General features: G+C 44.3%; 11 protein-coding genes. 7 read left to right on the top strand and 4 right to left on the bottom strand.

The genetic code is table 11. The features are described 5' to 3' along the window. The first annotated feature begins 9 nt into the window (after positions 1-9). The 6 genes from B9A18_RS18670 to B9A18_RS18645 are packed head-to-tail and all read left to right on the top strand — an operon-like array spanning position 10 to position 8,494. Entirely contained in the window at positions 10-1,383 is a 1,374-nt protein-coding gene (locus B9A18_RS18670; RefSeq protein WP_084291062.1) for a RagB/SusD family nutrient uptake outer membrane protein, read from the top strand. Between the two features lie 18 nt (positions 1,384-1,401). Further along, positions 1,402-2,733 (top strand): hypothetical protein, encoded by a 1,332-nt coding sequence (locus B9A18_RS18665; protein WP_084291061.1) that lies wholly within the window; start codon positions 1,402-1,404, stop codon positions 2,731-2,733. 3 nt (positions 2,734-2,736) lie between these two features. Beyond that, positions 2,737-4,209 (top strand): hypothetical protein, encoded by a 1,473-nt coding sequence (locus B9A18_RS18660; RefSeq protein WP_084291060.1) that lies wholly within the window; start codon positions 2,737-2,739, stop codon positions 4,207-4,209. A 22-nt stretch (positions 4,210-4,231) separates the two neighbouring features. Beyond that, a complete protein-coding gene (locus tag B9A18_RS18655; protein ID WP_200816395.1) occupies positions 4,232-5,803 on the top strand; it encodes a hypothetical protein in 1,572 nt (523 codons plus the stop codon). Next, positions 5,784-7,217: a phytoene desaturase family protein gene (locus B9A18_RS18650; protein ID WP_084291059.1), complete on the top strand. Its 1,434-nt coding sequence runs from the start codon at positions 5,784-5,786 to the stop codon at positions 7,215-7,217. The genes B9A18_RS18655 and B9A18_RS18650 overlap by 20 nt, the downstream gene beginning before the upstream one ends. A 20-nt stretch (positions 7,218-7,237) precedes the next feature. Beyond that, positions 7,238-8,494, top strand: coding sequence for a YeiH family protein (locus B9A18_RS18645; protein WP_084291058.1), 1,257 nt, complete (start codon positions 7,238-7,240; stop codon positions 8,492-8,494). A 66-nt stretch (positions 8,495-8,560) separates the two neighbouring features. On the opposite strand, the gene B9A18_RS18640 is transcribed toward B9A18_RS18645, so the two are convergent. The 4 genes from B9A18_RS18640 to B9A18_RS18625 all read right to left on the bottom strand — a co-directional run bounded on the left by B9A18_RS18640 (position 8,561) and on the right by B9A18_RS18625 (position 12,019). Then, positions 8,561-8,998: a hypothetical protein gene (locus tag B9A18_RS18640; protein ID WP_084291057.1), complete on the bottom strand. Its 438-nt coding sequence runs from the start codon at positions 8,996-8,998 to the stop codon at positions 8,561-8,563. A gap of 45 nt (positions 8,999-9,043) precedes the next feature. Beyond that, positions 9,044-9,178, bottom strand: coding sequence for a hypothetical protein (locus tag B9A18_RS25565; RefSeq protein WP_262497676.1), 135 nt, complete (start codon positions 9,176-9,178; stop codon positions 9,044-9,046). Between the two features lie 191 nt (positions 9,179-9,369). Continuing rightward, positions 9,370-10,749 (bottom strand): hypothetical protein, encoded by a 1,380-nt coding sequence (locus B9A18_RS18635; protein ID WP_084291056.1) that lies wholly within the window; start codon positions 10,747-10,749, stop codon positions 9,370-9,372. Between the two features lie 346 nt (positions 10,750-11,095). Next, the gene (locus B9A18_RS18625) at positions 11,096-12,019 is read right to left on the bottom strand and encodes a metallophosphoesterase (RefSeq protein WP_235005379.1); all 924 of its coding nucleotides are present in this window, start codon (positions 12,017-12,019) and stop codon (positions 11,096-11,098) included. Positions 12,020-12,229: 210 nt separating this feature from the next. Between B9A18_RS18625 and B9A18_RS18620 the strand changes: the two genes are divergently transcribed. Continuing rightward, positions 12,230-13,882, top strand: a complete 1,653-nt coding sequence (locus B9A18_RS18620) for a hypothetical protein (protein ID WP_235005378.1) — start codon at positions 12,230-12,232, stop codon at positions 13,880-13,882. Positions 13,883-14,063 lie beyond the last annotated feature (181 nt).

The raw sequence follows: 14,063 nt of genomic DNA, 5'->3' as shown, positions 1-14,063 counted from the left end.
AACACTGACATGAACACGATAAAATATATCCTTTTCTCCTTGCTGCTGATCTCCCTCAGTTCCTGCGAGAAGTTCCTGACCACCGAGCCGGTCAACGCCGTATCAGATGAAAACCCTATATATGACAAGGGATCAAGTGAAACCGCATTAAGAGCAGTCTACCGGCAAATGGGTAACTCCGGGTATTACGGCGAAACCTATGTCACCTTAGGCTATTTTCCCAGCGGGGATGTGAAAAACCTGACTACCGGTGGCTCGGCCAACCTGGTCAATATAAATTTCAGAACCGATGAAGTATTCTTCAACACGGCCTGGATTGCCATTTACAATACCATCAACCGGGCCAACCATGTGATCAGCAAAGTACCCGGCGTGACGGATCCCCTGCTGACGACAGCGCTTAAAAACCAATACGTGGGTGAAGCTAAATTTATCAGAGCCCTGGCTTACTTTGACCTGGCCAGGGCCTGGGGCGGCGTACAGCTCATTCTGGAGCCAACGGTATCATTGGATAGCCGTCCTAAAGTAAAAAGAAGTACGCTGGAGCAAACCTATGCGCAGGTACAGAAAGACCTGGAAGATGCCGAATTGCTGTTACCCGATGCGCTGAACAGGATCAGGGCAACCAAACGTACCGTGTGGGCACTAAGGGCAAGGCTGCATCTTTATAAAAAAGAGTGGGCACTGGCAGAAGAATACGCTACCAAACTGATTGATAAAACGGCAGATTATACCCTGGTTAAACCTTTCAGCGCCTGGTTTGCCAACAATGTAAGCGCCAGCAAAGAATCCATCTTTGAATTGCAGTACAGCGTGCTCAATCCTAACGCCATCCGCACCCAGATGCAGCACTCGACCAACGGCGGACAATACCGCTATGCGCCAAACGACCGGTTTGTACAGCTGCTTAATGATCCTGCGGTATCAGGCGGAAGGAGCGCACTGATTGGCAGTGTTACGCAAAGCGGGATCACCAATTGGTTCGGGAACCTGTATTACCGGAAAGATGCAACCGACCCTACCTATATTTTCAGAATAGCGGAGCTGTACCTGATCCGTGCAGAAGCCCGGGCGCAGCTAAACAATTTATCTGCCAGCACCGGTGCATTGTCCGATTTGAACCAGGTAAGGGACCGGGCGGGAATTTTACCTTCTACCGCTGTTACCAAAGAGCAGATTCTGCTGGCTATCGAAAATGAACGGCGGATAGAGTTTGCCTGGGAAGCGCACAGGTGGTTTGACCTGGCCAGAACAGGCAGGGCAAAAGCTGTGCTTGAAGCATTAGATCCCAACACCAAAGTATCGGACCATGAATATGTCTTCCCGATACCGGTTACCCAGATCCAGCTGGATCCTAACCTGGAACAGAATAAAGATTATTAATCCTTAAAGATTAAAGCTATGCATTTATTTAATACGACTGCGGGACGGCCTGCCAACTGGAAAAACTACGAAAAGGTACTGTTGCGTTTGCTCTTTCTTTACTTTTTTATCCAGGTTGTGCCCTTAGACTGGAAGTTTTACCGCGACCTTTTCAGCAACTGGTCCAACTTTTCCTTTTTTGACCTGTTTAAGCTGACCACCTATTCCCCTCAGTTCTTTTCATTAACCAGTTATGCCAACTGGTTGATTGCCTTTCTGATCGCGGGAGCTGGAACAATCGCGTGGCCGCTGATCTTTAAAGATGAAAAAACAGACTACGACAAGTTGTACTATTGGCTGCGTGTCGTCTTGCGGTACCGGCTGGCCATCGGCATCATTGCTTTCGGTTTTATTAAACTCTTTCCCCTGCAGATGCCCTACCCTTCGCTCAGTAACCTGCATACCAATTACGGCGACTTCCTTCCCTGGAAAATCTATTTCCATACTTTAGGGATTACGCAGCCTTATGAAGTATTTCTCGGCGCGGTTGAAGTGCTGGCCGGGGGGCTGCTGCTGTGCAGGCGTACCGCAACTTTCGGTTCGGGAATTATATTGGGCTTTACAGGGAATGTGTTTGTGGCAAATCTGGCTTACGATGCGGGACAGGAGGTGTACAGTGCTTACCTGACCACAATAGCGGCAGTACTGTTTGCCTATGATTTACCCAGGCTATACAATTTGCTGGTCTTGCAGAAGTATACCATCGCCAACAAATTCCAGCCTATTTTAAGCCAAAGCTTCGGGAAGGTAAGATCAGCGCTTAAGGCCCTGGCGGTTTTATTTATCCTGGCTTTAGGCGTTAGTACTTATGCCAATTATAGCTCCAATCCCTATAAGATTCCACAAACGGCCGGTATAAAAGGTAGTTATGGGTATTATAACGTCCGGGAATTTAAGTTAAACAACCAGACCATCCCTTATTCCAAAACCGATACCAACCGCTGGCAAAATGTTGTCTTTGAAAAATGGGCGACCATCAGCATCAAGACGGCGAAGCCAATTGAACTGGATCTTTCTACGGGTGATGGCTTTCATCAGCAGGATATCGACCGCAACTATGAATCGGCAGGCATTGGTGGCCGTCGCTATTACGCCTATACGGCTGACACGGTTCGTCATCAGCTGGAGCTCCGAAATAAGAACAAGAATTACCCGGCAGAACGCTACACTCTGGCGTATCAGTTCCTAAATGATTCTACGATTGTGGTTGAGGGCATAAACGAAAGGAAAGACTCAGTTTATGCCGTTCTGGAGAAGATCCAGAAGAAATACCTGTTGTTTGAAGGACGCAGAAAACCAATTAAACTGTAAAAGATGATCGCTGAAGCTACAACAACATCCGAAGCTACAATAACGTTGGAGCAGTCCGTTGCAGAAAAAAGCTGGACGCCTGTTGAAAAGTACTTTTTCCGTACATTTTTCATCTTTTTCTTTGTGCTGATTGTCCCCCTGAACACGGCCTATTACCGGCAATGGTTTACCACCGACTGGGCGCATCTGCACATCAGGGATATCGGCAGGCTTAGCGGCTCCTCCTTTAATCCGATTAAGGTGGCTGGTAAGCGTCCGGGTGCCAATGATACCGGTGGAATTCCGATATCAAAGCAAAGTCTTCTGACCATCTATCCCGAAAGCGGTGAATTTGGACTGGCCAGCTATGTGAACTGGGGACTGGCTTTTGTCATAGGACTGGCCGGCGCGGCATTGTGGGGACTGTTCGACAGAAAGAGAAGAAACTATGATACCCTATATTACTTTTTAGCCGCAGGTGTCAGTTATTCGATGGTCATACAGCTGCAGGGGCTGACCTTCTCAAAGGTCTTCCCTACCCAGATGCCCGAACTGGCGCTCACACAGCTCAATACCCCGTTCGGCGATTTTGTGGCCCAGAAACTCTACTGGATCCAGTTCAGTTTTGTACATGATTATGAAATTTTTGCCGGGTTCGCAGAATTGCTCATTATGGGCTTTTTATTTTTCAGGCAGACCAGGGCATTGGGTGCGGCTCTATCGCTGGCCATGATCGGCAACATCGCTTTTGCGAACCATGCCTATGACGGGGGCATCCATCTGGCGGCATCCTTCTTTGCGCTGGGCGGTGCTTTTGTATTGTGGCGATACATCCCTGCGGTCTGGAAACTAATTGTAAAGGAAGAAAGTGCTAAACTCGGAATCAGCTATCCCTCATTTAGTAAACCCTGGCAGAAGTACGGCCGTATCACGTTCAAGATCTTTGTATTCGGATTTTTCTTTGTGACCAGCGCCTACCTGCATTGGCAAAATTACAAACATGATTCTTACAAAGTGCCTTCCCGTCCGGGACTGACGAATGCTAGAGGATTATATGATGTTTCGGAGTTCCGGATCAACAATAAAGTCATCCCTTATTCACCGGTCGATTCCTTACGGTGGCAGGATGTTACCTTCGAAAAATGGTCAACCTTATCCTTTTCGGTGTTTAATACCTTCATGATCCATGGCGAGGCCGGGCGTGGCAAGCAGTTTAAGGATGTAGACCGGACTTACGAATCGGCGGGTACCGGTGGTGGCCGCAGGCACTTTTATTACGAAGCGGACACAGTGAACCAGGTGCTGCATCTGCAAAATAAAAACAAGGTATATGCCCATCAGAAATTAGACCTTCATTATTCACGTCCATCGGCGTCCCAGCTCATTTTATGGGGCAAAAATGAACATCAGGACAGCATATACATTGTATTGAACAGGAAAAATAAAACTTATCCACTCTATCAAAACCGGGAAAAGTCTGTGATCGTGCAGCCCTGATTGATTTTAAGATTAATAAGATATGTCGACAGAAACATTAACAGCCAGGCCCATAAGTGGGCAGCCTGCAGCCAGGCAGGCAGCAGCCGGGATTTACAATAACGAGCGCTGGACAGAAACACAGAAAATAGCGTTCAGAATTGCGTTCATTTTCGTTACCCTATTTTGTTTCCCTCTGGATACCGGGTTTTACAGGATGATCTATCATTTTGACTACGCGCATCTGACCTACAGGGAACTGACAGAGGTTGTCGCCTTTTTCAATCCCCAGTTTATCAATATATTTTCAGCCAGCGGCTTTTTTGGCCCGGCCAGCTATATCAACTTCCCCTTTATCCTGCTCATCGCCATCATTGGGGGCATCATCTGGACCGCGCTGGATCAACAGCGTACGCAGTACAATTTGTTATATTATTGGGTCAGGGTATTCGCCAGGTACCGTGTTGCTTATGCAGGAATTGGCTGGGGCTACAAAAAGCTGTTTGTGATGCAAATGCCCCGGGAATACGAAGGATTGTGGAATACGGAGCTGATCGATTTCTTTGCCAAAAGACTGTACTGGGAAGCCATTAGCGTTGCGCCGCGCTATGAAGTATTCCTGGGCTTCGCAGAATTTATCGGCGGCTTTTTACTGCTTTTCAGGCGCACAACCGGCATTGGTGCCGCTATTACCCTGATTGTATTTGGTAACATTGCCATTTCCAATCATGCTTACGATATCGGCGAGCAGGTACCCAGTGCAGCTATGGCCATGCTTTCTATGTTTATCCTCTGGCATGACGTTCCCGGCGTGTGGAGCCTGATTGTAAAGGAACAGGATGCCCGGATTGTGCATTATTATCCAAAGTTTAAAATAGCCTGGCAAAAATATGCGCGGCTGGCTGTTAAATATGCATTCAACTTCGTGTTTGTGGTCCTGTTCTTCATTTTGGAAGTCTACGGCTACACCCACAACGACTTTTATAAAATCCCTAACACGCCGGGCCTGAAAGGTTCAGCGGGTTTTTACGAAGTGACGGAATTTAAGCTGAACAATAAGGTAGTTCCCTATTCTCAGCAGGATTCAATCCGCTGGCATGATGTGACCTTTGAAGACTGGTCGTCCATCAGCATCAAGCTGGCCAACCGTCCGCAGGACATTGAAATGTTTGCTGCCGGAAGTTACCCGAGAAGAACCGAAGTCTACGATGGAAAATGGCATTTTCACTGGCAGGGAGATATCCGCCGTTACGGAGATCCCGAAAAGAAACACAGGAAGAAAGATCCTGCACAACGGGATTTAAACATCACCTGGGAATCCAGCGGGATGGCTGGAAGGCATTGGTACTACTATAAGGCCGATACCGTTAAACACGTGTTGTATCTGCAAAATAAAAGCAGAACAAACCGTCACCTGAAACAGGTGTTACATTATTCAAGACCATCGGCAAACCGGATCATCCTTTCAGGTCTTAATGAATTTAAAGACTCCATTTATGTGGTCTTAGACCGTTCTGCTAAAAAATATCCATTAACCCAAATATCCCTATCTTCACAACGCCAGGGCATGTCAAACCATTTAAATAACAATCAAATTGAACAGAACAGATTTTGACGCAGTAGTTGTAGGTTCCGGTCCTAATGGGCTGGCAGCCGCCATTGCCTTGCAGCAGCAGGGTTTATCGGTATTGATCATTGAAGGGAAGGCTGAGATTGGTGGCGGGCTGCGCTCTGCCGAATTAACCTTGCCGGGTTTTATCCACGATGTTTGTTCTGCCGTTCATCCCCTTGCCATCGGTTCTCCGTTTTTTAATACCCTTCCCCTTCAGGACCATGGCTTAATCTATGAATTTCCGGACCTGGCTGCAGCGCATCCTTTTGATGATGGGACAGCGGCAGTCCTGGGCAGCTCGCTGGAAGAAACCGCAAGCTTACTTGGTGATGATGAGCGGGCTTACCTCAAACTGATGAAACCGCTGGTTAGGGACTGGCCAAATATCGCATCCGATGTTTTAGGTCCTTTACACTTCCCTGAGCATCCCATTGCCATGGCTAAATTTGGGCTGAATGCGCTTACTTCTGCTTCTTTTTTGGCCAAACGTTTTAAAACAAAAGCAGCAAAAGGCCTATGGGCTGGGATGGCTGCCCATTCGATACAGCCCTTATCTAATCTAAGTACTTCTGCAATTGGCCTGGTGCTCATGGCAGCAGCACATTTAAAGGGCTGGCCCATTCCTACAGGCGGATCTAAGAAAATAGCCAATGCCTTGTCTTCCTATTTTATTTCGATAGGCGGCAGAATTGAGACAGGGCGTTTTATCAAATCTTTGGATGAACTGCCCAGTTCCAAAACCATATTTTTCGATATCACACCCAAACAGTTGCTACAGATTGCCGGTCATAAATTCTCTTCCATTTACAAGTGGCAGCTGGAAAGGTACCGCTATGGCATGGGGGTTTTTAAGGTCGACTGGGCGTTAGATGGCCCGATCCCATTTACTGCGCCGCAGGCCAGACAAGCGGGCATCGTACATATCGGCAATACGATTCAAGAAATCACCTTGTCCGAGAAGCTGAGCTGGCAGGGCAAACATGCAGAAAAACCCTTTGTATTGCTTGCCCAGCAAAGTTTATTTGATTCCACGAGGGCGCCCGAAGGAAAACATACCGCATGGGCCTACTGCCATGTGCCAAATGGATCTGTAAAAGACATGACGGGGGCTATTGAAAACCAGGTAGAACGTTTTGCACCGGGTTTCAAGGAAAGGATCCTTGCCAAACATACCATGAACACTGCGCAGGTCGAAGCCTACAATCCAAATTATATAGGTGGAGACATAAACGGCGGCGTAATTGACCTGGGGCAGATCTTTACCCGTCCAGCTTTAAGAAGCTCTCCCTATCGGACCTCGGCAAAGGGTCTTTATCTCTGCTCCTCTTCCACGCCTCCGGGCGGAGGCGTACACGGCATGTGTGGTTACCATGCTGCCAAACGTGCACTAAAAGATATATTTTCCATTAACATTTAAACACACACATCTAAACATCAATGTCAGCAACCAATAAATTAAGCATTCATGAAGACTGGGTTGTCGTAATACTCGGCGCAGTCACTATTATTTTATCACTATCCGGACTTCTATTACCAGTTCCCCAATTCAACTGGGAAAATGCAGACGATCTTTATAATACAGTAGTCACCCCAACTAACCTCGGCTATATCGGGCTACAGTTCATCTTTGTTATCATCATTGCCGCACTGGGGGCTTTTTTAACCGGAAAATCAGTAAAAAGTGCGGTACTAACTTTTCCTGCCGTATATGTGCTGACCATCATCGCACTCATCATGGCTGGCAATAGCCAGGTCAAAGCCTTAAACCTGGAAGCTGTGATCTTTAGCCTAGCCATTGGATTGGCGATCAGCAATTTCTTCCGCTTACCAGAATGGTTCAAATCATCCTTATCAACCGAGTTGTTTGTGAAGATCGGACTGGTATTGCTGGGTACGGGTGTCATCTTCTCAGACGTATTAAAAGCTGGTTCTCTGGGTTTGATACAGGCCCTGGCCGTTGTACTTTCTGTATGGTATTTTGCTTTCTGGGTGTGTAAAAAATTAAAGATAGATGAGGAGTTGACCATGATGATCTCCAGTGCGGTTTCCATTTGCGGGGTATCGGCAGCAATTGCCACTTCAGGGGCAATTAAGGGTGATTCAAAAAAACTGTCCTACGTGATCTCGATGGTGCTCATCACGGCTATCCCGATGATGATCTTCATGCCTTATATTGCAGCTTACTTTCATTTTCCGCAGACCGTTACCGGCGCATGGCTGGGAGGCAGCATTGATACCACCGGAGCCGTTGTGGCCTCAGGCAGTCTGGTTGGCGAAGAAGCTTTAAAGATCAGCACCATCGTCAAGTTTTCGCAGAATGTACTATTGGGAATTGCGGCCTTCGCGATCTCCGTTTACTGGACCTACACACAGCATCCGGCAGGAAAAGACAAAGCAGCGAAGCCTACGCTTAAGGTGATCTGGGAGCGCTTCCCTAAATTTGTAATTGGTTTTATTGCGGCTTCGCTCCTTTTCTCTTTCTTTATTCCGGCAACAGTGAATGGGGAAATTAAAGGCAGCTTAAAGAATTTACAGGGGCTTTGGTTTGCACTGGCATTTACCAGCATCGGCCTGGAAACCAACTTTGCCGATTTGTTTGGTAGGAACAGTAAGAAGCCATTTTATGCCTTTTTAATTGCACAAGGCTTTAATGTCATTGTTACGCTAATCATCGCGTTTTTACTTTTTGGATAACAGGGGGAAGATGAGTAAATTTATAAAGCTGGGGTTTATAGGGATTCGATTTCTTCTATAGAAAGTTTAGTGTATGGGGATACATTCTAAAAGTTCTCCCTGTTCAACTCTGCTAAGAACCATACGTACCAATTTCTTACTTCGCTCATTATTGCCAAGCAGTATCTCCTCTAATGGTTCAAGATTTGTGTCCTGTGGAATTTTTAATTCACTGATAATACGAAGAATATCCAGTTCATAATCTAATCCTGATGCCAGTCTGTCTATCAAAAAGTCAATCACCCCATTTCCCGAATCGGGTAAAAGGATCATCGCCAAAGCATCATATGCTGTAAACCTAGCCACGCAATTCCTTTCGTAAGTAATATATTCACATAGGATCGGAACAAAATGCTGGTATTCTTTTCGATTTACGCTCTCAAATTTGCGAAAATAGTAAGTATCCGACAACTCATTCACTTTACTTGCAGCTATAGCCTCGAGGTAAGTAATTAATTTATTCATAAAAGCGTTTTTTTTATTAGTTGGTTGCGATAATTGATTTTGCTGTTATTTCGTGCCTCCTCCTGAAGTTTCCTGCGAAGCCTGCTCAGTGAGAACACTTTTATCATCAGATAAGAGCTGATTAAAAGCCTGGGTAATCAGCTTTTTACGAACAAGTGCACTGTTCTTGAATTTCTTCATACTGGAGAGGTTAGTTTATATGATATTGACTGACACAATATTACAAAATATTAAGGACTTTTTTAAAAAAAAAATAATCAGAAATCGACTATTAAAAATACTTACATATGAGTATTTCATTCTTCATCTTTGAAATAAGGAGTAGAATCTTATTTACTGGAAAGATGTTACCTACATTTGCCAAGCCTAAATTATACGCGAGTGATTTCTTTTGAGGCTTTCGGCTGCACCCAAACTACAGGTTTAATAATCAGTTTCCCTTGATTATCTATAAACCTCGGCTGCCAAAGGACTTTCTTATTTCCATTATTGATTAGTCTGGATCTTTTATTCCCTTCATGCTTTATGGTGATTAACGTTTTCAGCACTGGTACATCCTTAACCTCTGAGGTACTTTCTGTTTTACCGCGATACAAAGTAGCTATCCGATTAAATCTGGCATCGGCTTCCAGTCCCATTAACCCTTCTACAAATCCCTTAACCACACCAAAAGATACTTCAGGGTATGCTCTTCTTTTCGTAGAAACATCTGTTAAATGTAGCATATAATCATAGGCTCTTTCCGCTTGTCCATTCTGATACATAATCAACGGAAAATAAGACAAGTTTTCAACATTCCATTTGTTGGCTAGCAAATGCTGTATCGTCTTTTCTTTTCTCTCCCCATCTTTCAAGGCATCAAACCATAATAAAAATGTTTCGCCTTCATCCAGACCAAATTTGTGGTTATCGGAATAGAAAGTATTATAGCGCGAAGTAGCATTATTCCACCAAAAAGCATCAATGTTTTTCTGGTAAGTCGCAGCCTTTTCTCTGTACGATTTTGCCTTTTTAGACTGTCCTTTTACGTCCAATATATGAGCATATGAAGTTAAACCGCTGTATATTGCTGCAACCAAATCCACTCCCATTTTAATATTAGGAACCCCTTCTGAATAAGAAGGTAAACCCCGGCACCTATGAAAACTATCATTCACATTAAAAGGGACCGGCGCATTTGGATGAGTCGGTCTGCTCAGGAGCGAATCTGCCTGTAACACCCAGCTGTCAATAAAACTGGTTACAGACTTCTCCTGAAAGTTGGCAAAATCAGCCCCCTTAATATACTCTTCGTCACCAGTCCACAAATACATTTTCCAGCAGGCAGTTAGCAGGTCGAAATTTGCATTTAAATTATACCAAAATGCCTGGTCATTTCGGTAATCCTCCACAGCTGGTTTACCCAGATGGTTCATTTCCCAAAAAGAACACCAGTCCTTTGAGGCAGAGATCCCTTTAACAAAAATCCGAAACATATTCTTGTTCTCCTTATTGAGGCCCAACACCTCGCCAGCAATGCTCTGATGTGATACATCACGCATGCAAAACGCAGAGCGTGGCGGCAATGCCGATTCATACCATGGCCCCACCGGATCTCCGGGTTTTCCTTTATAGCTTAACGCCATTTCTTTTGCCCTGACAAATGCCGTTTCTAATGCTGGATCTGAAGACTTAAAAGTTATCCCCGTATTCTGAGCATAAACACTGCAACAGAAGAAGGTAAAGACGTATAAAAAAATTGTTTGTTTCATATTTAATAAAGGGTTAATTTATTACTGCAATGAACATTAATTTCCGACATCGCCATAAGCTTGCCTTTCCATTGTAAGCTACAAAAGGAAAAGGTAATTCAATTGCAACTAATTCTTCAAAAGTTAATTCATAAGCGGCATTAGGAACATCCCAAATTGCTACATTGCACAAGTCTATTCTATTCTGGTCTACAGCAACAGTGAAGATAATAGGTAAATTTGATATAAACAATATTATTTCTGCAATTAATATATTTTCATTAAAAAGCCCATGATTTTGCCCAACAAGCTGTGAGGCACTTGGCCATACAGTTGATATATTGAAATAGTTAACGCAGAAATGAAATTAAAAATCAAGTGTTCTTGATGTCATTCTACCATGACCGATCAGTACAATCTTATTTGGATAAAGTTCTACCACCCCATATGCGTTCTCTTTTGAAGTCTCTACCATTCCTTCAAGAACTATAGAAGGAATCTTATTATAATAGGCAAAATTACCTTCATGATGATGCCCGGAAATTACCCCTTTTACATTAGGATACATTTCCAATACGCGCAGTATTTCACGATTGTTAAGTGCTTCGTAACCATTTTCGGGATAAAGAGGATGGTGAGTAAAAACAAGCACATTTTTCTGTTTGTTTTGAGCTCTTTTCAAATTGTTCTCCAACCAGTTCAGTTGTATGGAACTAATCCCTCCGTTCCATGGAAGGCTGTTCTTCCTACCTTCCCTTTTTAAAGTAGCTGAAAGATCTCTCCATTCTTTTAAAAATGGTGAATTCTCATTTGCGCCATATTCAGAAACTTCATTTGTGTTCAGTACGATAAACATCCAATTGGCTTTTTCAAAAACATAGTGTGGCGCAGGCATATCAAACTGTTTGTATAGCATTTCTTTGTCTTTCACATCAACATAGTCATGATTGCCCAACACATTCTTATACCCTGCTCTAAGTTTTCTGAGGTGAGCCATTATTGGTTTAAGATCCTTGGGGCCTTGATCTACCAGATCGCCAAACACCACATTAAATGCTAATTTCTTTTTATTTAAGCCTATAATGCAGCTATCCATTTTCTCTATTGAGTTCCTGTAAAACCGGCTTCCGTGATCTTCCTTCTCTGCATATTGAATATCAGCAATAACTCCGAACCGGATTATTGGCTGCGCTTGCTGCCCTTTTGCAATTCCATTGATAAACAGTAAAAAGCATAAAATAAAGCTATGGCAATTGGTTCTTACCATCCGTAATTCTGTTTTAGTTTTCATTTAGGGTTATATTGTTGATCCCTTTATATCAGGAATTAAAATTTAACCTAAATTAAGCAAAAAACAAGCAGCTAAATAGAATGGGTTTATGTCCATTATATTAGGAGTAGCCATAAGGAAGCAGTCCAGTCTTCAACTACGGGCCTTTTTTTATTTCTATCCTATCCAGTTTTTATATATCTTAACCTCATAACGACCAAACCAATTCTTATGATGAAGTATATATTCCTGATGTTTTTCTTCTTAAACTGTGTATTGACAACCCAGGCACAGCATAAAGCCCCGCTCGAAAATAATGTAATGGTCACATCCCTAGAGCAGAAAACCCAGGTATACACCAACGATAAGCAGGAATTGATTGTCAATGTATCGCCAAAAGATGTACTTAAGTTTAAAGCTGCCGGGTTGGTTCGCTACAGTGACCTGGGTGCCAAAGGTGATGGAACCACCGATGACATAGATGTGATCGCCGCAACCCATGCATTTGCCAACCTGCACGGCCTTCTGGTTAAAGCAGATGCTGGAGCCACTTACTATATTGGAGGGAAGGAGCGCACAGCGGTTATCCAAACCGACACTGATTTCGGAACGGCAGTTTTCATTATCGATGATACTGAAGTAAAAAACCGCAATGCTTCTGTTTTCACGGTAAGTTCAGGCTTGAAACCCATTAAACTGGAAAAGATATCCTCACTTAAGCGGAACCAGCAAAAAATCGAGCTGTCATTACCAGGTCCCTGTTTAATCACGGTAACAAATTCCAACGTAAAACAATACATCCGGTTTGGGCTAAACCTAAACGATGGTTCTTCTCAAACCGACATCTTTATTGTCGATAAAAACGGCAAAGTGGATATGAACGCCCCAATCATCTGGGATTTTGAACAGATTACGGAAATTACTGCGCTGCCCATCGATAAAAATCTGCTGAAGATCAGCGGAGGCCGTTTCACCACAATTGCCAATCAAGCCGAATCAAAGTCTATCTATTATAACCGGGGCATCGCGATCAGACGGTCCCATGTGCTGGTTGAGGGGTTGCAACACTACATCAAGGGTGAGGGGGACCATGGTGCGCCATATGGAGGCTTTCTCAACATCGGTAACTGCGCCTATGTAACTGTAAAAAACACCGTCTTAACCGGACACAAGACCTATACCACCACTGGCAGGGCGGGTAAGCCTGTCTCATTGGGTACGTACGACCTTTCTGCCAACCGCGCGGTTAACATATCTTTTCTGAATTGCAGCCAAACCAATGACATCGACGACAGCAAGTACTGGGGGATTTTGAGCTCAAACTTTTGCAAAAATCTACTTTATGATCATTGTACGCTCTCCCGGTTTGATGCCCACCAGGGGGTTGCCAATGCCACCATCCGCAACTCGACCCTCGGACACATGGGAATCAATGCCATTGGCAGCGGACTCCTGACCATCGAAAATTCCACCGTCCGCGGACGGAGTTTTGTTAACCTGCGCTCCGACTACGGCAGTACATGGCAAGGAGAACTGCTGATCCGTAACTGTGTCTTTGTGCCGGCAGGCGGCAAATCTGTTGCTGCTTCCCTGATCAGCGGATCTTATTCAGGTCAGCATAATTTCGGCTATACCTGCTATATGCCAGAACGGATCACCATTGAAAACCTTCGGATTGACGATGCTAAACATCCGGATAATTATCTGGGTCCTACTATTTTCGCCAATTTCAATCCGCAAATGACAAACAACACCTACCAGGAAAAGTTCCCCTATGTTAAAACCAGGGAGGTTATTCTCAGGAATGTCACAACCGCCAGTAAGAAAGCCCTCAGGATAAGCGACAATCTCTTCCTATTTAAGGATGTAAAAATTAAGATTTAGACAGAAAAGCAGCCTGTTTTCGTTCAATGGGTGTTTAGAATATTCTATTATAAACTATAAAACCTCAATTTCCTTGATAGACAGTTTGGTGGTTTTAGCAATGAAATCAATAGCCAGCCCTTCTTTTTTGAGTTCACGTGCAATTTCCAAAGCCTCTTCATGGCGTCCTTCCAGTTTGCCT

It is taken from the genome of Pedobacter nyackensis, assembly GCF_900176505.1.
Taxonomy (GTDB): Bacteria; Bacteroidota; Bacteroidia; order Sphingobacteriales; family Sphingobacteriaceae; genus Pedobacter; species Pedobacter nyackensis.
Note: the sequence above shows the minus strand (reverse complement) of the source record. Positions and strands in the feature narration are given on the sequence as shown.

What these genes read in the sequence shown, in the direction of transcription:
- B9A18_RS18670 (WP_084291062.1), top strand. Translation starts at nt 10, where the DNA reads ATGAACACGATAAAATATATCCTTTTCTCCTTGCTGCTGATCTCCCTC.
- B9A18_RS18635 (WP_084291056.1), bottom strand. Translation starts at nt 10,749, where the DNA reads ATGAAACAAACAATTTTTTTATACGTCTTTACCTTCTTCTGTTGCAGT.
- B9A18_RS25565 (WP_262497676.1), bottom strand. Translation starts at nt 9,178, where the DNA reads ATGAAGAAATTCAAGAACAGTGCACTTGTTCGTAAAAAGCTGATTACC.
- B9A18_RS18625 (WP_235005379.1), bottom strand. Translation starts at nt 12,019, where the DNA reads ATGAAAACTAAAACAGAATTACGGATGGTAAGAACCAATTGCCATAGC.
- B9A18_RS18665 (WP_084291061.1), top strand. Translation starts at nt 1,402, where the DNA reads ATGCATTTATTTAATACGACTGCGGGACGGCCTGCCAACTGGAAAAAC.
- B9A18_RS18660 (WP_084291060.1), top strand. Translation starts at nt 2,737, where the DNA reads ATGATCGCTGAAGCTACAACAACATCCGAAGCTACAATAACGTTGGAG.
- B9A18_RS18620 (WP_235005378.1), top strand. Translation starts at nt 12,230, where the DNA reads ATGATGAAGTATATATTCCTGATGTTTTTCTTCTTAAACTGTGTATTG.
- B9A18_RS18640 (WP_084291057.1), bottom strand. Translation starts at nt 8,998, where the DNA reads ATGAATAAATTAATTACTTACCTCGAGGCTATAGCTGCAAGTAAAGTG.
- B9A18_RS18645 (WP_084291058.1), top strand. Translation starts at nt 7,238, where the DNA reads ATGTCAGCAACCAATAAATTAAGCATTCATGAAGACTGGGTTGTCGTA.
- B9A18_RS18655 (WP_200816395.1), top strand. Translation starts at nt 4,232, where the DNA reads ATGTCGACAGAAACATTAACAGCCAGGCCCATAAGTGGGCAGCCTGCA.